Source organism: Corynebacterium sp. MSK158, assembly GCF_030229085.1.
Taxonomy (GTDB): Bacteria; Actinomycetota; Actinomycetes; order Mycobacteriales; family Mycobacteriaceae; genus Corynebacterium.
On sequence record NZ_JASPHJ010000001.1, the window covers coordinates 189,714 to 213,561 of the forward strand.

Annotated in this window: 19 protein-coding genes; 9 read left to right on the top strand and 10 right to left on the bottom strand. The window is 59.8% G+C overall.

Annotated elements, in window-relative coordinates; all coding sequences use genetic code 11:
* The gene (locus QP915_RS00890; protein ID WP_502869300.1) at positions 1–3,024 is read right to left on the bottom strand and encodes a DEAD/DEAH box helicase; all 3,024 of its coding nucleotides are present in this window, start codon (positions 3,022–3,024) and stop codon (positions 1–3) included.
* Between the two features lie 180 nt (positions 3,025–3,204).
* Here QP915_RS00890 and putP point away from each other — a divergent pair, with 180 nt between their 5' ends.
* Genes putP through QP915_RS00905 form a run of 3 tightly spaced genes read left to right on the top strand, consistent with a single transcriptional unit; the run spans position 3,205 to position 5,880 of the window.
* Positions 3,205–4,770: a sodium/proline symporter PutP gene (putP, locus tag QP915_RS00895; protein WP_284767504.1), complete on the top strand. Its 1,566-nt coding sequence runs from the start codon at positions 3,205–3,207 to the stop codon at positions 4,768–4,770.
* A gap of 37 nt (positions 4,771–4,807) precedes the next feature.
* Complete coding sequence (locus QP915_RS00900; RefSeq protein WP_284767505.1) at positions 4,808–5,386, top strand: HNH endonuclease family protein; 579 nt, start codon at positions 4,808–4,810, stop codon at positions 5,384–5,386.
* A 44-nt stretch (positions 5,387–5,430) separates the two neighbouring features.
* Positions 5,431–5,880, top strand: coding sequence for a DUF2269 domain-containing protein (locus QP915_RS00905; protein ID WP_284767507.1), 450 nt, complete (start codon positions 5,431–5,433; stop codon positions 5,878–5,880).
* A gap of 20 nt (positions 5,881–5,900) precedes the next feature.
* On the opposite strand, the gene QP915_RS00910 is transcribed toward QP915_RS00905, so the two are convergent.
* Together QP915_RS00910 and QP915_RS00915 are read right to left on the bottom strand one after the other, a co-directional pair.
* Entirely contained in the window at positions 5,901–7,127 is a 1,227-nt protein-coding gene (locus QP915_RS00910; protein ID WP_284767509.1) for an HNH endonuclease signature motif containing protein, read from the bottom strand.
* Positions 7,128–7,275: 148 nt separating this feature from the next.
* Positions 7,276–9,135 (bottom strand): DEAD/DEAH box helicase, encoded by a 1,860-nt coding sequence (locus tag QP915_RS00915; protein ID WP_284767510.1) that lies wholly within the window; start codon positions 9,133–9,135, stop codon positions 7,276–7,278.
* A gap of 79 nt (positions 9,136–9,214) precedes the next feature.
* Here QP915_RS00915 and QP915_RS00920 point away from each other — a divergent pair, with 79 nt between their 5' ends.
* Positions 9,215–10,123, top strand: a complete 909-nt coding sequence (locus tag QP915_RS00920; RefSeq protein WP_284767512.1) for a hypothetical protein — start codon at positions 9,215–9,217, stop codon at positions 10,121–10,123.
* Here QP915_RS00920 and hutI read toward each other — a convergent pair.
* Together hutI and hutU are read right to left on the bottom strand one after the other, a co-directional pair.
* Positions 10,120–11,289 (bottom strand): imidazolonepropionase, encoded by a 1,170-nt coding sequence (gene hutI / locus QP915_RS00925; protein ID WP_284767513.1) that lies wholly within the window; start codon positions 11,287–11,289, stop codon positions 10,120–10,122. The genes QP915_RS00920 and hutI overlap by 4 nt on opposite strands.
* Positions 11,290–12,966 carry a urocanate hydratase gene (gene hutU / locus QP915_RS00930; RefSeq protein WP_284767515.1) on the bottom strand — a complete coding sequence of 559 codons (1,677 nt, stop codon included), beginning with the start codon at positions 12,964–12,966 and terminating at the stop codon, positions 11,290–11,292.
* A gap of 189 nt (positions 12,967–13,155) precedes the next feature.
* Here hutU and QP915_RS00935 point away from each other — a divergent pair, with 189 nt between their 5' ends.
* A complete protein-coding gene (locus QP915_RS00935; RefSeq protein WP_284767516.1) occupies positions 13,156–13,941 on the top strand; it encodes an SGNH/GDSL hydrolase family protein in 786 nt (261 codons plus the stop codon).
* Here QP915_RS00935 and QP915_RS00940 read toward each other — a convergent pair.
* The 3 genes from QP915_RS00940 to QP915_RS00950 form a co-directional block, all read right to left on the bottom strand.
* A complete protein-coding gene (locus QP915_RS00940; protein WP_284767517.1) occupies positions 13,924–14,514 on the bottom strand; it encodes a flavin reductase family protein in 591 nt (196 codons plus the stop codon). The two genes, QP915_RS00935 and QP915_RS00940, sit on opposite strands and share 18 nt — an antisense overlap.
* Before the next feature lie 73 nt (positions 14,515–14,587).
* On the bottom strand, positions 14,588–16,141 hold the full coding sequence (gene hutH, locus QP915_RS00945; RefSeq protein WP_284767519.1) for a histidine ammonia-lyase: 1,554 nt from the start codon (positions 16,139–16,141) through the stop codon (positions 14,588–14,590).
* Positions 16,142–16,249: 108 nt separating this feature from the next.
* Positions 16,250–17,002: an IclR family transcriptional regulator gene (locus QP915_RS00950; protein WP_284767522.1), complete on the bottom strand. Its 753-nt coding sequence runs from the start codon at positions 17,000–17,002 to the stop codon at positions 16,250–16,252.
* 200 nt (positions 17,003–17,202) lie between these two features.
* Here QP915_RS00950 and QP915_RS00955 point away from each other — a divergent pair, with 200 nt between their 5' ends.
* The 4 genes from QP915_RS00955 to hutG are packed head-to-tail and all read left to right on the top strand — an operon-like array spanning position 17,203 to position 21,859.
* A complete protein-coding gene (locus QP915_RS00955) occupies positions 17,203–18,369 on the top strand; it encodes an acyl-CoA dehydrogenase family protein (RefSeq protein WP_284767524.1) in 1,167 nt (388 codons plus the stop codon).
* A 26-nt stretch (positions 18,370–18,395) separates the two neighbouring features.
* Positions 18,396–19,544: a CaiB/BaiF CoA transferase family protein gene (locus QP915_RS00960; RefSeq protein WP_049378335.1), complete on the top strand. Its 1,149-nt coding sequence runs from the start codon at positions 18,396–18,398 to the stop codon at positions 19,542–19,544.
* Positions 19,545–19,562: 18 nt separating this feature from the next.
* Complete coding sequence (locus QP915_RS00965) at positions 19,563–20,903, top strand: YjiH family protein (RefSeq protein ID WP_284767525.1); 1,341 nt, start codon at positions 19,563–19,565, stop codon at positions 20,901–20,903.
* Positions 20,904–20,926: 23 nt separating this feature from the next.
* Positions 20,927–21,859 (top strand): formimidoylglutamase, encoded by a 933-nt coding sequence (gene hutG / locus QP915_RS00970; RefSeq protein WP_284767527.1) that lies wholly within the window; start codon positions 20,927–20,929, stop codon positions 21,857–21,859.
* 37 nt (positions 21,860–21,896) lie between these two features.
* Here hutG and QP915_RS00975 read toward each other — a convergent pair whose 3' ends face one another.
* Positions 21,897–22,385: a hypothetical protein gene (locus QP915_RS00975; RefSeq protein WP_284767529.1), complete on the bottom strand. Its 489-nt coding sequence runs from the start codon at positions 22,383–22,385 to the stop codon at positions 21,897–21,899.
* A gap of 47 nt (positions 22,386–22,432) precedes the next feature.
* Positions 22,433–23,779: a YjiH family protein gene (locus tag QP915_RS00980; protein ID WP_284767531.1), complete on the bottom strand. Its 1,347-nt coding sequence runs from the start codon at positions 23,777–23,779 to the stop codon at positions 22,433–22,435.
* Between the last annotated feature and the right edge of the window lie 69 nt (positions 23,780–23,848).

A 23,848-nucleotide genomic window follows, 5' to 3' on the forward strand; every position in this document is an offset into this window, starting at 1 on the left:
TTACTCCCTCCCCCGGTAGCTCATGAGTGCGGCCAGCTGATCTGGGTCTAGCTCGGTAAGCCAGCCTTCGCCCTCGCCCACCACGGCACCGGCCAGCTGCGTCTTACCGTCCAAGATGTCCTGGATGGATTCCTCCAGCGTACCTGCGGTGATCATCTTATACACCTGCACATTGCGGCGCTGGCCAATGCGGAAGGCACGGTCCGTCGCCTGGTTTTCCACCGCCGGGTTCCACCAGCGGTCCATGTGCACGACGATAGAGGCGGCCGTGAGGTTCAAGCCAGTGCCGCCCGCCTTGAGCGACAGGATCATCGCCGGCGGGCCGTCCTCGGACTGGAAGTCCTCCACCATCTGGTCGCGCTTATTCTTGCTTACCCCGCCGTGGAGAAAGGGGATCTCCCGGCCGAGCTGGTCGCTTAAGTAGGGCTGCAGGATATCGCCAAAGGCCTTGTACTGGGTAAACACCAGGAGACGCTCGCCGGATTCGGTGGCCTCGTCCACGATGCGCATGAGCTCTTTGACCTTGCCGGAGCGGTGCTTGCCCTTGAGCGTCACCGGCGAGTTATCGCCCAGGTAGTGCGCGGGGTGATTACAAATCTGCTTAATGCGGGTGAGAGAGGCCAGCACCAGCCCGCGCTTATTGATGCCCGTCGCTTCCTGCAGGTCCTTCTTGACCTGATTGACCAGCGCCTTATACAAGGCGGCCTGCTCGGTGGTCATGGAAACGGTAAGGATCTGCTCGGACTTTTCTGGCAGATCATCGATGATATTCGGGTCCGTCTTTACCCGGCGGAGGATAAACGGCGCGGTGAGCTGGCGGAGGCGCTCGGACATCTCCTCGTCATTATTGCGCTCGATGGCCTTGGCAAAGTGATTGCGGAAAAATGATGCGGAGCCCAGCACGCCGGGATTGCAGAAATCCAGGATAGAGCGCATCTCAGAGAGCCGATTTTCCACGGGAGTGCCGGTTAGCGCCACGCGGTGTTCCGAGGGCAGCGAGCGCACGGCCTTGGAAGAGCGCGTCGCGGAGTTCTTAATCGCCTGGGCCTCATCGAGGACAACGCGCTGCCAGCCGACCTCGCCCATGTCCTTAAAATCGCGGCCCACGGTGCCGTAGGTGGTAATCACGAGGTCGGATGTGGCGGCGGCCTGGGCAAAGTCCTCGCCACGCGGACGGCTCGAGCCATGCTGCACCATAACCTTGAAGTCTGGGACGAAGCGCTGGGCCTCGCGGGCCCAGTTGCCCACCACGGACGTTGGTGCCACCACGAGCGTGGGGCCGGTCTGCTCACCGCGGTCCTTTTCTACCGCGAGGAGGGACAGTAGTTGGAGGGTTTTGCCGAGCCCCATGTCGTCGGCAAGCACTGCCCCAATGCCATTGCGTGACATCCAATACAGCCAATCGACGCCGCGGCGCTGGTACTCGCGCAGCTCCGCCTGCACAGTCGTAGGAATCTCCACGCGCTCTGGGGCAACCTTGTCCACCCCGCCGAGCAGCGCCGTGTGCCAGGTGCTGCCGGTGAACTCAATGGGCTCTTGGGTCATGGACTCCAACGCCAGCTCGCGCAGCTCAGCCACGGTGACCTGCTCGTGCTCCTCGCCGCCCTCGTTGAATTCTTGGCGGCGGCGCTCCACGTCCGCCATCAGGGCTTCCCACCCTGGCTCGTCGAGCTGCTTGGCCATCTCCGCGGAGGCGGCTAGCTGCTCGAGCTCCTTCTTCTTGCGCGCGATGGCCTTCTCCCGCAGCGCGTCCATGTAGCCGGAGACTTGGGAGACGACCTGCTTATCGGCCATGACCCACTTGCCGCGCAGCTGGATGAGGCCGGACTTGGAATTGACCAGGTCCTCCATCTCTTCCTCGGTCAGCTCCACATCGCCCACGGACATGCGCCAGTTATAGTCCACCAGCTTATTCATGCCGATGTGCTTCTTCGTGGCGGCCTCGGCCGGATCGCGGGCCTCGTGGGTTTCTAGCTTGGCCTTAGTCTCCATCTGCGCCCATGCTTTGGGAAGCATGACGGTCACGCCGCTGGCCTTGAGCTTATCCACCTCGTGGGTAATAAAGTGGGTGAGCTGGTGGGTTTCAAGGTAGACGTCCCAGTCGCCGTCGCCAGGCTGCGGCAGTTGCGCGGTCTCCCTCAGTGTGGGTGCGATGCGCACTGCTTTGCGGTGAGCCTCGCGCAGCTTTTCCACACTCGCCCTATCCAAACTCTGCGCCGACACCGGCCGCGGAGAATCCGTGCCCGAGCGAACCCGCACGCGCACTGGCCACTTGGCCGTATCCGGGTCATCGTCAAGCGGCTCCTCCACGATGTAGACCAGCTGGAGCTCTACCTCGTAAATGGAGTTCTTCCACTCATTGAGCCCGCGCAGCAGCTGCGATCGCCCCCGTCGGATCGGCCGCGTATCGAGCAGGGCGCGAGCAAACTCGTGCCATGGCATCGGCCGCGGCGCCTCCGCCACGGGCCGCAGCTCGCGGAAGGCAATCCAGTGGGTAAGCTCATCGGCCATATCATCCGACAGCGCACGGTTATTAACGTGCAAGATTCCTGGCGCGGCCGCCATCATCTCCGCGAGCCAGCCGCGCTCGCCCAAGCCGGAGGCCAGCTGCCACATGGGGAACCACTCATTGGCCTGGTAAGCCAGCCGGAAGGTCACCCGCCCGGCGCGCACGAACTTGCACAGGCCGCTGTAGGCATGGATCAGCCACTGGAGGTCGGGCGCGATGGTGGCGGGCGGCTTGTGGTTCAGGTGCTCCATTTGGGCAAGCGCCGCCACGGCCTCTTCTGGGCCAAACATCGCCATCGGCACCATCAGGGAGACATCCTTGCCCTTGGGCGTACGCAGGGAAACCCGTGCCCGATTGCGGAAGGACTTTTTCCCCAAGATGGACTCCACCGCCGGCGGAAAGGTGCCCTCAGGAACAGCGTTGGGCATGACGATCTTGTGCCCTTCTACCTGTTCAATCCATAGACCTAGTCCCGTAACGGGGAGCCACAGTCCATGCACGAGGTAAGAAGCCATAGCCGCCAGCATAGCAGCCCATTTGATTTTGTTACACGCTCGTTATGTTCCGTTCTTTTCCCAGTTGAACGACAGAAAATCCAAACGGAGATCTGCGCCACACCTGTATTTTCGCTTGGGTTAACCTTGTGACCTCGTTAACGTAAGAATGTCCTTTACAAAATCTACAAGGAGCAAAACGTGCAAGAATCAACTTGGTACGTCATTGCGATGATCGTGTATCTCCTCGCAATGGCAGCCATTGGCTATTGGAGCTACAAGCAAACCGATCAATATGACGATTATGTTTTGGGCGGCCGTGGCCTGCACCCATTCGTAGCGGCACTGTCTGCCGGCGCCTCCGACATGTCCGGCTGGCTGCTCATGGGCTTGCCAGGCGCACTCTTCCTCTCCGGCATGTCCGAGCTATGGATGGCTATCGGCCTGCTCGTTGGCTGCTGGGCAAACTGGAAGTGGGTCGCGCCGCGCCTGCGCTCCTACTCGGAGATTGCGGCCAACTCAATTACCGTGCCGTCCTTCTTTGAAAACCGCCTGCACGATAAGTCCCGTCTGCTGCGCATTATTTCCGCAGCCATCATCATCTTCTTCTTTACCTTCTACGTCTCCTCCGGCATGGTCTCCGGCGGCCGCTACTTTGAGTCCACCTTCGGTGGCGACTACCTCACCGGCATGCTCGTTATCGCCGCGGTGACCATCTTCTACACCTTCGTCGGTGGCTTCTTGGCGGTGTCCTACACGGACGTCGTCCAGGGCGTGCTTATGTTCGTCGCCCTGATGATCGTGCCGATTATGGCAATCGTCTCTCTCAGCGATCCTGCTTCCATCTTCTCTTTCGCAAGCAATAATGCCTACGGCACCGATGGCGTAGTGGAAAATGACAACTACTTCTCCATGTTCGCGGGCGTTTCCGCTGGCGTTATCATCGGCAACCTTGCCTGGGGCCTGGGCTACTTTGGCCAGCCGCACATCATCGTGCGTTTCATGGCGCTGCGCAAGCCTTCCGACGCCCGCCAGGGCCGCTTCTACGGCGTCACCTGGATGGGCCTATCCGTCATCGGCGCTATCTTCGTCGCCCTATCCGGTACCGTTTACTTCACCCAGACCGGCCACAGCATCACCGACCAGGAGAACTTCGAAACCATCTTCCTGGATATGGCGCAAGCCATGATGCACCCACTGCCCGCAGGCTTCGTCCTGACCGCGGTTCTGGCCGCCATTATGTCCACCATGTCGTCCCAGATGCTCGTCGTCTCTACTTCCCTCATCGAGGACCTCTTCCTCATCTTTGCTAAGAAGAAGCCAGGCGAGCAGGTCCTCATTAATCTCTCCCGCACCGCCATCGTCGCCATCGCGGTCATCGCCGCCCTGCTGGCAATCAACCCATCTGACTCCATTTTGGGTCTGGTTGGCTTCGCTTGGGCAGGCTTTGGTTCTGCCTTCGGCCCGATCATCTTGCTCTCCCTGTACTGGAAGCGCCTCAACTCCGCCGGTGCCATTGCAGGCATGCTTACCGGTGCAATCGTTGCTATTGGCTGGGGCATGTCTCCGCTTTCCGACGTCCTCTACGAAATCGTCCCAGGCTTCTTCCTGGCCCTCATCGTGGCGGTTATTGTCTCCAAGCTCACGAAGGAGCCTAAGCCAGAGGTTGTTGCCGAATTCGAAGAGTCCACCAAGCTGGCCAAGCTCGTGGAAAATGACTCCAACCTCGACTTCGAGGAAGCCGCAGAAAAGGTCACCGATAAATAGTCGGAACCACCCTGCGCTCCGCGCAGTCCAATAGGACATGAAGTCCTATTACTTGGCCGCGCTATCATGCATTACCGTTCTCATCGGCGCATGGTATGCGTGGCCTTTTCCACGTTTTGATGTTGCCACTCTCCCAGCTCGCCCCGAGGCCACCGGCTACGACCGCGAAGACTTCGGCATCTGGCAGCCCCACGGCGCCTGCACCACCCGCGAGGTCATTCTAGAAAGCCAATCAAGCGATCCCCTCCACGCCTGCCACGCCCGCAGCGGGACTCTTTATGACCCCTATAGTGGCACCACCATTCCCGCTACCTCTCCCATTGAGATCGACCATATCTTTCCCCTCTCCGCGGCCTATGACCTTGGCGCTTCCGAGTGGGACCGCGAAACCAAGGTCCGCTTTGGCAACGACCCGCTCAATCTCGTAGCTACCAGCCGTGAGCTCAACCAAGAAAAGTCAGACTCCCTCCCTGCGGATTGGCTTCCTCCCGCCAACCGCTGCGGTTATTCCCGGCGCCTCGCCGACATCGCTCGAAAGTACTCCCTTCCCCTGCCTTCCAAGGACGTGCGGGTTATGCAAAGGCAATGTCGGTTAGCCGTACTCACCGGGAATTGATTAGGGTTGACGTGGCAACTTTCCGCGATTGAAGGGTTCTTTCAATGACTTCTTTCCTTGTATTCCTCCACGTGGCCGCAGCCATTCTCTTGATCGGCCCAGTATGCGTATCCACCTCCAGCTTCCAGACCCAAATGGCCAAGGCGGCACAAGGCGACCACGCGGCGCTCGGTTCCGCTCGCGCCCTGTATAACATCACCAATACCTACGGCTACATCTCTGCCATCGTGCCTATCCTCGGCCTCGGCGTATTTCTGTCCGATATTGACGCTTACAAGTCCGCGGTCAATTTCCACATCGCCATCTTGGTTGCCATCGTCGCATGGTGCCTGCTCTTCTTCGTCATTCTGCCAAAGCAGAAGAAGGCAATGGCCGCCCTCGAGTCCACTGAATCCTTCGACTACGCGGCAGCAAAGAAGCCGCTGTCCGCATTCGGCGGCGTATTCAACCTCCTGTGGATCATCTGCCTCATCCTGATGTACGTCAACTTCTAAGTGGCCTTTTAGAGAGCCATTTATTCTTCTGGGACAGTGTCTTCACTGTCCCTTTTCTCGTTTTCTAGCTCTTCCTTCAGCTTTTGCGCATCCTCGTGCGCATTTTGCCGACGCCGCTGCGTCGCCTGTGCCACAGTCTGCGCCCATCTCCGATTCTTCGGCGCGAGCGGTCCGCTGGCTTCGTCATAGACCCAAGTCGAATCTTCAAAGAGCCAGACGACGTCCCCGCTAATCGGGTCCTTGATATAAAACGCCCGCCCATCAGTCTTAATGTTGTGGTGATGTTGACACAGGCAGGTCAAGTTCGCCGCCGAAGTAGGTCCCCCGTCAGCGAAATCATGCCGATGGTCCATCTGGGAAGCCATCGCCGGCCGCGTACATCCGGGCCACCGGCAGGTTCCATCGAGCCCCTCCACAAAGGCACGGATATGCGGCGGAGTTACATAGTTTCCGCTTTCATCCTCCGCTGCTGTATCCATGTCGCGGACGGTCGTGGCCCGCGATTGCATGTCATCGGCAACCTCCGGTGAAACCCACCCCAAGCTTTGGACGAAGGCCGGAGCATCCGGCAGATCGCAGCGGTACATATTGAGCACCACCTTCGCCTTGGCTTCGGCCTCGCCGGTGAGCAACTCGACCGCAGCCTGAGCCAAGGAAATGTCCTTCTCCGTGGCCACACCGCGAATATTTCGGTCGATGATTTCGGCAGTCTCTAAGCCCACATCGAGGCACACTGCGGCCCACTCCCCGCCCGTAGGCTCGAGGTGATAGGACTCCTTGCGCCGCGGGTCGCGTGCGGCGATGGTGGGATCAAGGCGGACAATGAGCTCCCGCAGCTTTCGCCGCAGGTTGCGATGGGACGGTAATTTTTGGTTGGGACGTTTGGGGGTGAGGTAGGTGGTTAATTCGGCGTCGATAAGCAGGCATTGTTCGGTGCCAATCTCGCCCAACTTGGACAGCGTCTGGTCGATGGTAATTAAGCGGTCTAAATCTAAGTGGTAGTGCTCTTCCTGCCGGGCTTTAAGGCGCGGCAGCTCCTGTAATCGCTCAAAGGCGAAAATGATATTTCTAATTCGGGACTGCCGCGTTCCGGTGAGATCTGACAGTGATTGGCTAATTATTTCGATATCATCATCCGGGTCTGGATGCAGGCGCTTCCAGAGGAGGTATTCGGCCTTGCGGATGTCTGTTGCTGCTTGTGAGGTGGAATTTGCTGGATTGGTATTGGCAAAGTAGGGCGCATTCATGGACTTCCCCCGCAGAAGTTTCTCTAGAACATGTTTGCGCTTTCAGTATACAAAACCCCTCCGACACACTACCCCCGTTTATAGTAAAACCGCAGGTCAAAAGGCACGAAAAAATGGGCCTCCGAAAAGGCCCATTCAGTCGAAAATGCTAGTCTCGCCAGCGTCCACCGCGCTTGCGTCCGCCGCCGTGGTCACGGCGTGGCGGGCGGCCGGTGTCCTTTTGAATCTTGATCAGCTGGCCGGAAATACGGGTATCCTTCAGGCGGTCCAGCACTGCCGGGTCAAGGTTCTTTGGCAGGTCAACCAGGGTATGGCCCACCGCGATGGTGATGCGGCCGAAGTCCTTGGCCGACAATCCGCCTTCATTGGCGATGGCACCCACGATAGCTCCCGGGCGCACATTTTGCCGCTTGCCGACGTCCAGTCGGTACGTCTCAAAGTCTCCGTCCGGCCGCTTGGGGCCGCGGCCCTTGCCGCCGCCCTTGAAATCACGCTTGCGATCGTCGCGGCGTTCGCGGTCGCGCTTCGGCTTGGGAAGCGGCTTGTCTTCCATCAGGAAGTTCTTGCCGCCCTGCAGCATGACGGCGAGGGCTGCGGCAATGTCATCCATGGCCGCGTTATTGTCCTCGGAGTATTTGCGCACCAAGGTGCGGAAGAAATCCGCCTGCTTATTGTCCATGGAGTTGGTAATGGACTGCGCAAACTTTTCCTTGCGCTTTTCATTGACCTCATCGACGGACGGCAGGTCCATCTCTTCCAGGCGGGCGTTGGTCACGCGCTCGATGGAGCGCAACATGCGGCGCTCGCGCGGGGTGACGAACAGGATGGCTTCGCCGGAACGGCCCGCGCGGCCGGTGCGGCCGATGCGGTGCACGTAGGACTCGGTATCGTTCGGGATATCGAAGTTGACCACGTGGGTGATGCGCTCAACGTCGAGGCCACGGGCGGCGACGTCGGTAGCCACGAGGATGTCTAGGCGGCCATCCTTAAGCTGATCGACGGTGCGCTCACGCTGCGCCTGGGCGATATCGCCGTTGATGGCGGCGGCGCTGAAACCACGGTCACGCAGGGTCTCAGCCACTTCTTCGGTCTCGTGCTTGGTGCGGCAGAAGACGATGATGGCGTCGTAATTGATGACCTCGAGGATGCGGGTGAAGGCATCCATCTTTGCGCGGTGCGGGATGAGAAGGAAGCGCTGCGTGATGTTGTCATTGGTGCGGCGCTCGGACTTCACCGTGACCTCGGCGGGGTTGTCGAGGTACTGCTTAGACAGGCGCCGAATAGCGTTCGGCATGGTAGCCGAGAAAAGCGCCACCTGCTTGCGGTCCGGGGTGTCTTCCAGGATGCGCTCGACGTCTTCCTGGAAGCCCATGTTCAGCATCTCATCGGCCTCATCGAGGACGAGGAACTGCAGCTGGGACAGGTCCAGCGAGCCTTTCTCCAGGTGGTCGATGACGCGACCCGGGGTACCCACGATAACCTGGGCACCGCGGCGCAGACCGGAAAGCTGAATGCCATAAGCTTGGCCGCCGTAAATAGGCAGCACCTCGACGCCCTTGAGGGACTCGGCGAAGGATTGGAAGGAGTCCGCCACCTGCAGGGCCAGCTCGCGGGTTGGAGCGAGCACGAGGGCCTGCGGATGGCGGGCTTTGGTGTCAATCTGCGACAAAACCGGCAGCGCAAAGGCTGCGGTCTTGCCGGTACCGGTCTGGGCGAGGCCGACAACGTCGCGGCCTTCCATCAAGATCGGGATGGTTTCTTCCTGAATGGGGGAAGGCTTGGTGAAGCCTACTTTCGCAACGGCCTCCAGAATTTTCTCTGGCAGGCCAAGATGCGCGAACCCCTGGGAGTTGTCGTTGGCTGAATCTTCGGACTCAGCGCCGGTGTCCTCAGAAGTATTCGCAGCCCTGGTGTCCTTGGTGACACCTTGCGAGTTGTCCTGAGATTCCGACTTATTAAAATCTTCCGGCTCGTTGACGCCGCCGGTGGCGTTATCGGTAATGCTCATTGCTTCACCAACCCTACGCGATTGCAGCCACAAACTCCATTGCGCAGCTCCTCGGCTTTCCTAGCCCAGATTTCCTGCAATGTTCGAAGCAGTTCGAAAACACCGAAGCGTGGCGTCGCGTCCTTCTTCTAAGGTGCAGTTCATGTCTCATCCACGCCCACGGTTCCTTTACGACCAAGCACGTATCCGTGCCAAGCTAAGTTCGTATCCAGGGTTCAGCACGGAACTGGACCCTCCGGTAGATCTTTATCTGTCCTCGCTGTCTACGGGCCTGATCTACCCCACTAGGCGCAGCCGTCGGCCACAGCATGGCGAGTTTGTACACATTACAGACCGCCGCTTTCACCTAAACCCCGTTTTTCGCATAACTAAGGTGGAGGACAATTTTGAGTTTTATGTGGTGGAGCTAGATCCAGTGCGCTTTCACCGCACTGAATACGCCGCACGTCCTAAGCTTCTTAGCCTTGGCAGCGTGGTGGACAACGAGAAAACTACTTACTTTCCGGTGGAGTTTGATTTCGCATCTCGTGCCAAGTTTGTGACTTTTAGTGCTGTTGATAAGCCTAAGGTAGGCCGCCTATACTCCTGCTTTACTTCACGGCCTCGGCACCCTTTATGCCTGCGCATAGAATCCACGGAGGACAACAATGGGCTGGTGCGCGCCCAGGTGAGCGAGCTCTATAGCGACTTTGAGCGCGGAGAAAGAAAAGGACCGCGAAAGGACTACGGCCCCGATAACCTCCCCTACCGGCCACCGGCTATCACCCGCACGGACGTAGAGATAGAGCTAGGGCGCTTCCGTCGCCTCTACGACCCAGAGTCATGGACTGTTCATGGTGCACAAGACGAAGAAACCCTCTTTATGGTAGAAGATCCGGATGGATCGCGGGCGGTCTTTATCGGCAAAAAAGACGCGTGGCTGCATATGACAAAAGAAAAAGGCCGCCGACTATATCAGATAGCGGCGACCTTTCTAGAGGAGCGCTAGGCTCCGGCGATAAAGGTGCGATAGCTCAGTGGCATGCCTGGGCGGTAGGCCAAGTGCACGGCGCTGGGGGCGTCGAGCACGTGCAGGTCCGCGGCGGCGCCCTCCACAATGGTGCCCTTAGCGGGGCGGCCCTGCGGGTCGAGGCCGTTGCCAACGTTGTGGCGGCGCAGGGCGGTCGCTCCGCCGGTGGTGGCGGCGTGGATGGCCTCATCGACGGAGAGGTGTTGCTGCAGGACCGCGGTGGTCACGCAGTAATTCATCGAGGAGGTATAGGACGTGCCGGGGTTGAGGTTGGAGGCGATGGCGAGGGTAGCGCCGGCGTCGAGAAGCGTGCGGCCCGGGGCGAGCGGCTCGCGGGTGGACAGGTCGCACGCCGGCAGCATGGTGGCCACGGTATCGGAATTGGCCAGCAGCTCGACGTCCTCGTCGGTTAGGTGATTGACGTGGTCTACCGAGGCCGCGCCCAGTTCGACGGCGAGGGCAACGCCCGGTCCCTCGCCTAGCTGGTTGCCGTGCACGCGCAGGCCGAGGCCCAACTTTTTACCGGCCTCCAGCACGCGGCGGGATTGTTCCTCGTTGAAGGCGCCGCGCTCGCAGAAGACGTCGATCCACTGCACGTAGGGAGCAACGCCCTCGAGCATGGGGCCAACGACCTCGTCGAGGTACTCCTCCGCGTCCGCACCCGGCGGGACCAGGTGCGCGCCCAAGAAGGTCACGTCATCGACGTGGCGGGAGGCAACCTTTGCGGCCTCCACCTCGGACTCGGTATTGAGTCCGTAGCCCGTCTTAGTCTCGAAGGTGGTGGTGCCTCCGCGGCGGCCGGCGGCCACGCGGTCCGCCACCAGCTGGTCCAGGCGATCGGTCCCGGCCTGGCGGGTGGCGTCCATGGTCACCGCGATGCCGCCTGCTTCGTAGGAACCGCCGGAGATGCGGGCCTCGAATTCGGCGGAGCGATCACCGTCGAAGACCATGTGGGTGTGCGAATCTACCCAGCCGGGCAGGACGGCGCGGCCGCCTAAGTCCACCTTCTCGTCGGCGGCCGGTGCCTCGGAGGCTGGGCCGACCCAGGCGATGGTGCCGGATTGGGCGATAATGGCGGCGTCGTTAAGCGTGCCACGCTCGCTGACTGTACGGAGTTCTGAAATGCCGGTAAAAAGTGTGCTCATCTAGTCCCTTGCCTTGAATTCCATCGGAATGCGGACGCCGCGCTCGTCGGCGACCTCCTTCGCGCGAGTGTAGCCGGAATCGACGTGGCGGATAACGCCCATGCCCGGGTCATTGGTGAGCACCGCGCGCAGCTTGGCCGCGGCGAGCTCGGTGCCATCTGCAACGGTGACCTGGCCGGCGTGGATGGAGCGGCCCATGCCCACGCCACCGCCGTGGTGGAGGGAAACCCAGGTAGCGCCGGAAGATACGGCGGTCATGGCGTTGAGCAGCGGCCAGTCAGCCACGGCATCGGTGCCATCGAGCATGGCCTCGGTTTCGCGGTATGGGGATGCCACGGAACCAGAATCCAGGTGGTCACGGCCGATGACGATCGGCGCCTTGATCTTGCCCTCGCGGACCAGGTCATTAAAGAGCAGGCCGGCCTTGTGGCGCTCGTTGTAGCCCAGCCAGCAAATGCGTGCCGGCAGGCCCTCGAATTCGACGTATTCTTCGGCGGCGTCGAGCCAGTTGTGCAGGTGCTCGTTGTCCGGGAAGAGCTCCTTGAGTGCTTGGTCGGTGACCTTAATGTCCTCTGGGTCGCCGGAAAGCGCGGCCCAGCGGAAGGGGCCCAGGCCCTCGCAGAAGAGCGGGCGGATATAGGCCGGAACGAAGCCCGGGAACTCGAAGGCGCGCTGGTAGCCGGCCTTGCGGGCCTCATCGCGGATCGAGTTGCCGTAGTCGAAGACCTCGGCACCCTCATCCTGGAACTCGACCATGGCCTGGACCTGGGCGGCCATGGACTCGCGAGCCTTCTTGGTAAAGGTGGTCGGATCCGCCTTGGCCTCGTTGTGCCAGTCGTCCATGGTGATTTCAGAAGGCAGGTAGGACAGCGGGTCATGTGCGGAGGTCTGGTCCGTGACGATATCTACGGTAAATTCCCCGGCGCGCTGGCGGCGCAGGATCTCCGGAAAGACTTCAGCGGCGTTGCCCACGAGGCCGACGGACAGGGCTTTCTTGTTTTCCTTGGCATCCAGGACCAGCTTCAGGGCCTCGTCGAGGTCGGTGACAACCTCATCTAGGTAGCGCTTGTGCTGACGACGCTTCAGGCGGGTCTCGTCCACGTCCACGATGAGGCAGGCGCCGCCGTTGAGGGTGACGGACAGCGGCTGTGCGCCACCCATGCCGCCGCAGCCACCGGTCAGGGTGAAGGTGCCGGCCAAGCTGCCGCCAAAACGCTTCTTCGCCACAGCCGCGAAGGTCTCGAAGGTGCCCTGCAGGATGCCCTGGGTGGCGATGTAGATCCAGGATCCGGCCGTCATCTGGCCGTACATCATGAGGCCCTCGTCCTCGAGCTTGCGGAAGTGCTCCCAGTTAGCCCAGTCTCCCACGAGGTTGGAGTTAGCGATGAGCACGCGCGGTGCCCACTCGTTGGTCTTCCAAATGCCTACCGGCTTGCCGGACTGCACCAGCAGGGTCTCATCGGACTCGAGGTCCTTGAGGGATTCAACGATGGCGTCGAAGGCTTCCCAGCTGCGTGCTGCGCGGCCGGTGCCGCCATAGACCACGAGGTCCTCGGGGCGCTCGGCAACCTCGGGGTCGAGGTTATTCATGAGCATGCGCAGGGGCGCTTCGGTCTGCCAGGACTTGGCGGACAGTTCGGTTCCGCGCGGCGCGCGTACTTCGCGTGGTTGAGACATGGGCTTCCTTTCGTCGTGCTTGTTCGACGCCTTCCCAAGCCCCCTAGGCCGGTGTCCCGGGGCTGTCCCCGAGGACTTGTTCAGCGTCACATGTCACAAGGTACTGTGACCTAGCTCTGTGTACCATGCCACACGAACCCGAACTGTCTCGTATATGAGACACCCGCGGAGTGATCTACGATGGCCTGCATGCGTCGGTTCATCCCCCTCCTTTCCGTGGCTCTCCTCGCCGCTTGTTCCACCCCCGCCGAGGAACCGCAGCCACCCCACTATGTCGCGCTGGGGGATTCCTATGCGGCCATGGGCTCAACCACACTGCCGCTCGATCCGCCCAATACCTGCGTGCGCGCGCAGGATTCCTACCCCGAGCTTGCAGCCAAGGAAATGGACGCGGAGCTCACCAATGTAGCCTGCCAGGGCGCTAGCACCCTCGACGTACTTTCCTCGGCCGGCGAGCACCCTGCCCAGGTGGACGCCCTACGCGAGGACACCGACCTGGTGAGCCTGTCCATCGGCGGCAATGACGCCAGCTTCGTGCGCCTTACCCAGTGCGCCACGGATGATATTTGCCAGGCGGAATCCGGCGCGCAGATAGACCTGGAAATTCGCGATCTGCCCCGCCGGCTCGACAAGGTCTACGAGGAGATTCACCGCCGCTCCCCTAACGCGAAGATCCTTGCCACCGGCTACCTTCCGCTGATCAAGCGTGGGGAGACCTGCCCCTACATAGAAAAAATCCCGGCCAGTGACCGGGAGTGGTTGGCTCGCTCCATCGAGCGCATCAACCAGGCGGTGCGCGAGGCCGCCGAGCGCAATGGGGCTACTTACGTGCTTGCCGACGCCGCCCTAGACCACACCGCCTGCTCCCCCTCGCCGTGGGTGGATTTTACGGGCGAGGAGACCAATTCCTTCCCCATGCACCCCACCCACGCCGGACAGGTAGCCATGGCCAAGGAGCTACGCGCTGCCCTCTAGCCCGGCGCGCGCGGCGTCATCGGAACCGGGAACGCGCATCTCGAACCGCTCTGTGACCACGGTGTAGTCAAAGTAACCCATGCGCGCAATGGGCTTAATCTTGAGGATGTCCAGCTTGCCGTCCTCGTCGATGACGGATTCATCGATGTGAATGGTCTTAACATCCGCTACCACGAGGTCGATGGTGCCCACCTTGGAGTTGCCTGGCACGCGCAAGGTGGTCTTGTACTGACACTCGAACTTCACTGGCGATTCCTTCACCATGGGAATGCGGTGATTGTCCGCGTACTCCTTGGTCACGGAAAGGCGATCCCATTCGCTTTCGCCATAATCCAGTACTTGGGCGGATTTATTGACCTCTTCACGCAGGTCATAGGTGGCCATATTCCATACGAACCAGCCGGTGTCCTCGGCATTGAGGACCGTGTCCTTGCGGCGACCATCCGGGTACTGGTTAGCCGAGAACATCACCATGGGTGGATCGAAGGTGAGGTTTTGCCACTGGCTATAGGGGGCGATATTTTCGCGACCTTGACCGTCAACGCTGGAGAGCCAACCAATAGGTCGTGGCACCGTGCTCGCCTTAAAGGGCGAAAATGGCAAGGGGTTAGGTTCGGTCTGTGGATGCCAGGAAATGGTCGACATATTAACCACGCAGCTTTCCAGTAGCGTTCTCGACGGCGTCGATAAGAGCGCCTTCCTTGACTAGGCGTACAGTCTCCTCGATTTCCGGAGACAGGTAGCGGTCCACACCTGGACCCTTGACGGTTTCACGCAGCTTCTCAATCACCGCGCCGGTTCCCTTGGCCGGGGTGCCCTCGCGCATGTCGATGGCGCGGGCGGCGGTGAGGATCTCTACAGCGAGCACGCGCTGTAGGCCATCCACGGCCTTGCGCAGCTTGCGGGCGGCGGACCATCCCATAGACACATGGTCTTCCTGCATGGCCGAAGACGGAATGGAATCGGCCGAAGATGGGTTGGCTAGGCGCTTCATTTCGCTCACGATGCCGGCCTGGGCGTACTGGGCAATCATGTGGCCGGAGTCAACACCAGGGTCGTCGGCAAGAAAGGCATTCAGCCCGCGGTTGCGCGCCGGATCCAGAAAGCGGTCGGTGCGGCGCTCAGAAATGGAGGCCATGTCCGCGGTGACAATAGCCAGGAAGTCGAGCGCATAGGCTACCGGCGCGCCGTGGAAGTTGCCATTGGAGACCACGCGACCATCCTTGGTTACCACCGGGTTATCCACCGCGGCGGCGAGCTCGCGCTCGGCCACCTGGGTGGTATGCGCCAAGGTATCGCGGAAGCCTCCGGCTACCTGCGGGGCGCAGCGCACGGAGTAGGCATCTTGTACCTGATTCTTTTTGAACTCCTCGAGTGCAGCTTCCAAGATCTGTGATCCCTCGGCTACCTGGAGGATATTGGCCGCGGCATCAGCCTGACCTGGGTGCGGGCGCAGCTGCTGCAGGTCATCCGCAAAGACCACGAGGGTACCCAGCAGGCCCTCCACGGTCATGGCGGTGGCAATATCGGCGGTCTTTGCGGCCGCGCGCAGGTCAGTAATGGCCAGGCAGAGCTGGCCGAGCATGCCATCGGTGCCGTTGATAAGCGCTAGGCCTTCCTTCTCGCGCAGCTGCAGCGGCTCGATGCCGGCCGCGACCAGGGCGTCGCGCGCATCCTGCAGCTCGCCGTTTACGCGCACCTCGCCTTCTCCTAGCAAGGCGAGCGCACAGTGAGCAAGCGGCGCCAAATCGCCGGAGCAGCCCAGTGAGCCATACTCTCGCACCACCGGCACAATGCCGGCGTTAAGGGCCTTGGCATAGGTTTCCACCACCACGGGGCGCACACCGGTGCGGCCGGTGCACAGGGTAGACAGGCGCAGCAGCATCAGTGCGCGGATAACTTCTTCTTCTACCTCTGGGCCGGTGCCTGCAGCGTGCGAACGCACAAGGGAAAGCTGCAACTGGGCGCGCATCTCCTCTGGGATATGCCGGCGAGCGAGCGCGCCAAAGCCAGTGGAAATGCCATACACCGGGGTGGGATCTTGCGCGAGTTCTTCTACGCGCTCGCGGGTGGCGGCCACCTCTTCTAAGGCTTCGGGCGCAATCTCCACCGTCGCCCCATAGCGGGCAACGGCAACGACATCCTCGATGCTCAGCGCGCCAATGTTAACGGTCACGGTAGTTGGGTAGGCGTTAGGCATGGCAAAAACTCCTTTAAATAAGGGATCAATAAATTCCATGTGTCACGCGACAGCCTAACGCGATGAATGTATGCTACATCATATTTTCACCATGCGAGGGCTCGGCCGTTAATCTGCCGCCTTCTTGCCATAAATGCGACGCGAAAGTTCTGCAGCCAAGAGCGCCAGCCGGTCAACCACCGCGGCTTCCCTGGCAAGGTTCTCCTCGTTGATGGAAAACGTGACCGCCAATGCCGCCGACGGCCGGGCGAGGTGATCCTTGACTGCCACCGCAACCGTGGCCTGCCCCTTAGATACCTCTTCCCTCTCCTCCGCCCAACCGCGCGCACGCAAGGTGCCCACCTGCTTTTTATACGGAGCGAAATAGGCAGATGCCCCCTTATCCGAAAATGCAGCGCGCACTTCACTCTCCGATTGAAAAGCCATCATGATCTTTCCGGAAGCAGTTTTATAGGCCGGCAATCGAACCCCCTTATCCGTCACCAGAGACACAGCGCCCGGCGCGCGAACCTCTTGCAGGTAGACAATTTCAGCACCAGACATGCGGGCGATGTGCCCGGAGCCAGCCACGAAAGTGGCAATGTCGCGCAGCTGGTTTGTCGCCAAGCGCACGAGGGGCTGCTGGGTCGAATAAGCCGAAGCCATGGAATATGCCGCAAGACCAAGTCCGTAGGTTTGATTTTCCTCAATATGCACCACGAATCCGGATTCCACCATTTCATTAAGCAAGTGATAAGTGGACGAGCGGGGAAGGTCCAGTTCAGAACGGATGCGACTGGCGGAGATTGGGACATCAATAGTGGAAAGCAGCCGCAAGATAGCGAGCACGTTTCTCGCCGCTGGAACATGAGATTTAGCCACGGTCACCTACCTCCACTATGGAAATAACTATTACTGTACAGAAATAACTTACTCCTTAACGGTCTCATATACAAGACTTTCCGCCCAATTCGACTAGTGCTTTCCTATTCCGCTCACCGTAGTCTATCTCACACAGAGTGTTACAGGTTACATTCTGTCACCGAATGTGTGTTGTCTAACTTATTGGATTGGAGAACCCTATGCCCGGCCGCTACCCAGACGGAGACTTTTACGGATTCGAACAGGACCTACCCGCGGAAGAACTTGAGATTCTCCACAAGGTCCGCGACTGGACCCACGACAAGGTTCGCCCCATCGCCACCGACTACTGGAATCGCTGCGAATTCCCCCACGAGCTACTCCCCTCTATCCAAGAACTCGACATCATCAGTTTGGTTCGCCGCCAAGGCCGCTCCCATCTGCTGGCTGGTCTAGTCACGGCGGAAATTCACCGCGCCGATGCCTCCGTCGGAACGTTTTTCAGTGGCCAGGATGGTCTGTTCACGGGATCCATTGAGCTGCTCGCTTCCGAGGAGCAAAAGGAGCGGTGGCTCCCAGACATCTACGCGGTAAAGAAAACCGGCGTCTTCGCCATCACCGAGCCGGACGCCGGTTCCGACGTCGCGCAAGATATGTCCACCACCGCCACGAAGGTCGACGGCGGGTGGATCCTCAACGGTGCGAAACGCTGGATCGGCAACGCCACCTGGTCCGATTACGTCGTAGTTTGGGCACGCGATCCTGAAGACAACCACGTCAAGGGGTTCCTCGTCGATACCTCCTGGGAAGGCTACAAAGCCACCCTCATGCGCAACCGCATTGCGCTTCGCGCTGTGCAAAATGCCGATATCACGCTTAACGACGTCTTTGTTCCAGATGATTACAAGCTGGCCCACGCCAATACTTTTAAAGACACCAACAAGGTGTTGAAGTCCGCCCGCTCCACAGTGGGCTGGCAAGCAGTAGGACTGCAAATGGGTGTACTGGATACTGCCTTGGACTACACCGGCAAGCGCAATCAATTTGGAAAGCCACTGGCTAGCTTCCAGATTAACCAGTCCAAACTTTCCACCATTTTGGGCAACCTCATCGCTTCCGAATCCATGATGGCGGCCCTTACTCGCCTGGAGGCCCGGGGAGACACCCGCGGCGAGCACTCTGCACTAGCTAAGGCACACGTATCCAAGTTGATGCGCGAGTCCGCCGCACTTGGCCGCGAACTCCTCGGCGGAAACGGCATCATTTCTGACTACACCGCCGCCAAGCACTTCTGCGATGCCGAAGCAATCTACTCCTACGAAGGCACCTTCGATATCAACCAACTCGTTGCCGCCCGTTCCATCACCGGCATTTCCGCCTTTGTCTAAACCATTTCCCCGGAAAGGAGCTCCCCATGGTCGATACTGGACGCCCACACTCCCTCGAAGGCCTGCGCGTGCTGGATATGTCACGCGTGCTGGCAGGTCCCTTTTGCTCGATGATTCTGGCTGACTTAGGGGCCGAGGTCATCAAAATCGAAACCCCCTGGGGTGATGACTCCCGCAATTTTGGCCCAGATTTCAAAGGTGACTCCGCCTACTACCGGCTATTTAACCGGTCTAAGAAGGGCATCACCTTGAACCTCAAAGAAGAGGCAGACTTGAACACGTTGCGCGAGTTGGTTCAGCGTGCCGACGTACTGGTAGAAAACTTCCGGCCCGGCGTAATGGAAAAACTGGGCATTTCTCCAGAATCCCTTATGGAACTCAACCCGCAGCTCATCGTCACCAGCATCAGTGGCTTTGGCCAAAGCGGTTCTATGAGCAAGGCCCCTGCCTATGACCTTGTGGCACAAGCGATGAGCGGAATCATGTCTGTAACCGGCTGGCCAGGCGGGCGCCCCACCCGTGTAGGCATCAGTCTGGGAGATCTGATCCCCGGACTCTATGGTGCTATCGGCACGCTCGGCGCCTTGCAGGAGCGCCATCGCACCGGCCATGGACAGCACGTTGACGTCGCCATGTTTGATTCCTTGGTATCCATCCTGGAATCAGTCGCCATGCGAGACCTGTATGAAGAAGAGGTACCCACGGCCGTTGGTAGCGACCACGCCATGACCGTCCCCTTCAGTACTTACCGTGTGGATGACGGTGAGGTGGTCATCGCCATCTTGAATGAGAAGCTCTTCGGATGCCTGACTCGCGCCTTGGGCTTGGAATACATGGTCGATGATCCGCGGTACAACTCCAATCCCGCCCGCAAAGAGCGCCGCGAAGAAGTCCGCTCCATTATTGAGGACGCCCTGCGGGGCAAGACCGTCGAGCAAGCGCTCGCCCTCTTCCAAGAACACGGGGTTCCCACCGCGCCGGTCCATTCCGTTGACGAAGCCCTGCACGGAGATGTAGGCACTGAACGCGAAGTTCTCTTTACCGAATCCGATGGATTTACTACCTTAAGCTCTCCCCTGCGTCTGACTGGCTCGCGCCAGCCGGAGCCAGCACCGCAACTAGGAGAGCACAACGCCCATATCCCCGAATGGCTCGCTGAGCCGGTGCGCGGATGATTCTGAAATGGAAACACCATGACTGACACCACAAATCCTCGCACTAAAACCTCCACCCCTCCAGTGAAAAACACCTGGCGATTCTTTGTATATAGCGGACTCGGCATCTTCGCCTTCTTCGTCCCCTTTCCCTTCGGAGGAGAAAACACCATCCTGCTCGATCACCTGGTGGGTTGGATTTCTGACACCCTAGGTAGCGGCTCCAAGTACGTAGTGCTGCTGCTCATCGTTGCCGGTGCCATCGCCCCATTTGCCACGGGCACATGGAAGTCCTCTGCCGCACGCATGGTCTTCGCCTTCTTGAATATCTTGGCGGTGCTCATCACGGCCATGCTGGTGTTTAATTTCGGCCCCGCCTTCGTCTTTGAAGAAGACCTCGGTCCATTTCTCCTCAATAAACTAGTCATCCCCGTAGGCCTCTTAATCCCTGTGGGTGCCATTTTCCTCGCCCTACTGGTTGGCTTCGGCCTCATGGAGTACATGGGCGTGTGGGTCCAGCCCATCATGCGGCCGCTGTACAAAACACCTGGGCGCTCAGCTATTGATGCAGTGGCCTCCTTCGTCGGCAGCTACTCGCTAGGCCTGCTCGTGACTAACCGCGTGTATAAGGCCGGTGGATATACCGGGAAAGAAGCGGCCATCATCGCTGCTGGATTTTCTACCGCCTCCGCCACATTCATGGTGGTCATCGCCCGCGCCCTTGACCTTATGAGTGTGTGGGGAATGTATTTCGGAGCCACCCTTATCGTCACCTTCCTGGTGACAGTAATAATGGTGCGCATTCCACCCATCGCTACCATCCCAGAAGACTACTACCCCGGCGCGGAACCCAACCCGGAATCCGAGGTCGATGACAGCCGTGCGCACGCTGCCTGGGAAGAAGCTAAGACAGTTCTCCGTGATTCGCCACCGCTCTGGAAGGTACTTTGGCACAACTTCCGCGATGGCCTGCTCATGACCATGCAGGTTCTACCAGGCATCATGTCCGTAGGTTTCCTTGGCTTGGTAGTGGCCTTCTACACCCCGTTCTTTACTTATTTTGGCTACCTGTTCTACCCAGTGCTGTGGATTTTGGGAGTACCGGATCCGGGCCTTGGCTCCGAAGCACTTGCCATTGGCCTATCTGAGCTCTTCCTGCCAGCCACCTTGGTTGCCGGCGCGGAGTCCGATGTCCTAAGGCTTATTATCGCCATGGTGTCAGTCTCCCAGGTATTCTTCTTCTCCTCTATGGTGCCTTCCGTGCTGGCCACGGACATTCCACTGAGCATTAAGAACATCATCATAATCTGGTTCGAGCGCGTCATTTTGTCCACCGTCATCGCCGCACCGTTTGCCTACGGCATCGCTGCGCTGATGTAATTCCCCGCCTAACATCGATAACCATGAACACCGAAAAAGCTGAACTTTTCACCCCCGCCCCCGAATGGTCCGGCCGCTCCGATGGCCCTGGCCCAGAACATGCCCGTTGGCATAGCGTTATCAATCAGTCCACCGACTCCCCCGCCCCGGTAACCCTCCTGGGCTTTGCCTCCGATGAGGGTGTGTTGCGCAATGGCGGCCGCCAAGGTGCAGCCGCAGGCCCGGCCGCGCTGCGTTCCGCGCTGGGTTCCTTGGCGGTGCACCATGCGCATGCGCTTGCCGACGCCGGCACGATCACCACCCAAGCCGACGACCTCGACGGCGCCCACGATGCGCTCTCCGATAAGGTGCAGGAACTCGTCGAAGCCGGCACCCTCCCCATCATTCTGGGCGGCGGTCACGAAACAGCTTTCGGCTCACACCGCGGCCTTTACCGTGCGGTGGGCGCCACCAAGATCATCAACCTGGACGCCCACTTCGATCTGCGCCACGCGGACCACGCCACCTCCGGCACCCCGTTCAAGCAGATTTCAGAGCTCACCGATGACTTCGACTACACCGTGCTGGGCATCTCCCGCCCCAATAACACCGCGGTGCTTTTCGACGAAGCCGAGTCCCTCGGCGTGGCCATCACCCTGGACGAAGAGCTGGTCAACCTCTCCCCGGCCGAGTGCGGCGAGCTCGCTGCCCGCGCCACGGAGGGCAAGGACAAGGTCCACCTGTCCATCGACCTCGATGTGCTTCCGGCATCCACCGCGCCGGGCGTATCCGCCCCGGCTTCCCTAGGCGTATCCTTTGAGCGCATCCGCGCCATGGCCGTAGCTATTGCGCGGACTGGAAAGCTGGCCTTGGTGGACGTCGTCGAGCTCAATCCCACCTTTGACATAGATAACCGCACCGCCAAAGCGGCGGCGCGGCTTATCGACGACATCGCCACGGCGCACCTCACTAGCTAAACGCCAACGGCGTTGGGGTTTACCCGGGCCGTGCAGTTTATCGGGTAGCTTTCTTACTCATCCAGCGTTGGACTCCCCACCACATAGCGGGAGTAAAGGCAACGGCGATGAGCCAGTAGACAAGCCAGAAGCTACCCGCTAAGCCAGTCACCACAATGCCTATGAGCAGCAAAAGCGCTGCGCCAGCACTTGCGAGGACACATTGTGTGAAACTGCGCTGGTCATCTTTGGGCCCTTTGCGAGTGCTGGCGCCAGAAACTTTCTGGTCAACGAATCCAATAATGTCTTTGCCGAAGACAACCGAGAAAGCAATATAAAAGGCCGCGAAGCCGTGCATGAATTCGGCCGTACCGCCTTGGCTCAGGCTCACATAGAAAAATACCAAGAGCAGCAGGTCGATGATGGGGGTCGCGGCCATAAGTATCAAGCCGAGTTTGCGCAGTTTAAAGACGTAGCGCGAGAGGCAGCCAGCCACTAAGCAAAGCCAAAAAGCTACCTCAGCTGCGATAGTGGCTATAAGCATCATTGCCCTCCAGCGATATCGATCCTCTTAACCGTCTCGGGTTCAACTTATCAAAACAGCAGGTGGGCAATCGGCGTGGCGATAAGAATGGTCAGCGCCACGCGCTCGAACCAGATGATGACCAGGTGGGTCAGCTTCACCGGGATCTTGGTTGCCAGGATGCACGGCACCAGAGCGGAGAAGAAAATGATGGCAGAAACTGCCACCACTCCGATGACGAACTTGAGCACCATGCTGTCGCTGCCTGCCACTGCGGTGGCGGGCAGGAACATCTCCGCAATACCCATGGCCGCGCCCTTTCCAGCCTGGACCGGCTCCGGCAGCTGCACTACCCACGCGAACGGATAAAACAGGTAGCCAATCCACTCGAAGATGGGCGTAAAGCGCGCAAGCAGTAGGCCAATAAGGCCCACCGACATAATGGAAGGCACGATGGCCGCCGCCATGCGCACGCCATCGCGCAGATTCTCCCAGATGGACTCCCACAAGGACGGCGCGCGCTGCAGTGCCAGCATTGCTTCGCGCCACGCGTTCTTGATGCGCGAGCCTTCCACCGGCTTTTCCGGGTCTGGGTGTGCTTCTGCAAAGTACTCATCCGGAATGGTGCGCAGCGGCGGAATGCGCACGGTAATGGCCGTCACCACAAAGGTCACGATGAGCGTGACAATAAAGTAGGTGCCCCAGATTTTCATCAGGTCAAGCTGCTTGGCCACAATGACCATGAAGGCCGCAGAGACCGTCGAAAAGCCGGTGGCAATAATGGCCGCCTCGCGCCCGGTGTAGCCGCCCTTTTGGTAGACGCGGTCTGTCACCAAAATGCCCAGCGAGTACGAGCCCACGAACGAGGCCACCGCGTCAATGGCGGAGCGCCCCGGCGTCTTCCACAGCGGCCACATGATGGGCTGCATGAGCACGCCAACAAATTCCAGCAGGCCAAAGCCAATGAGAAATGCCAGGAACGCCCCGCCGATAGGCACGATGAGGCCTACCGGAATCGCGATGGAGTTCCACAGGAACGGCACCAGGTCTTCATCGCCGAGCACCCACGGCAACGCATCGATGACCATGAGGAAAGAGACCACCGCGCCCACAATGTTGAGCACCGCAAAGACTGCCTGCAGCGCGCTTTCCTTAAACGCCCCAGTGGTAAAGCTGCGCACCGTGCCATAGACCGCAAGCGCAAAGATAATCCACGGCACCGCCGCTGGAATCCCCTCGCGCACCATGGTGACCATGTGGTCCAAAGGAATGGAGCGCTTATCCTGATACGTCACCGGCAGGAAGAATACGAACGCGCCGATGGCGCTATATAAAAAGAGTTTCCACCGTCCCCCAGGCTGCGGGATTTCCCCGTCGTGGCTCTGGTGCGAGGTGTAGACAGATTCGGTAGAAGTCACAGTAAAACCGTCCCCTCAAGCTTGCATACAAAAATCAAGCCCGCGTGACAGCCTTACGCGAACATTGGG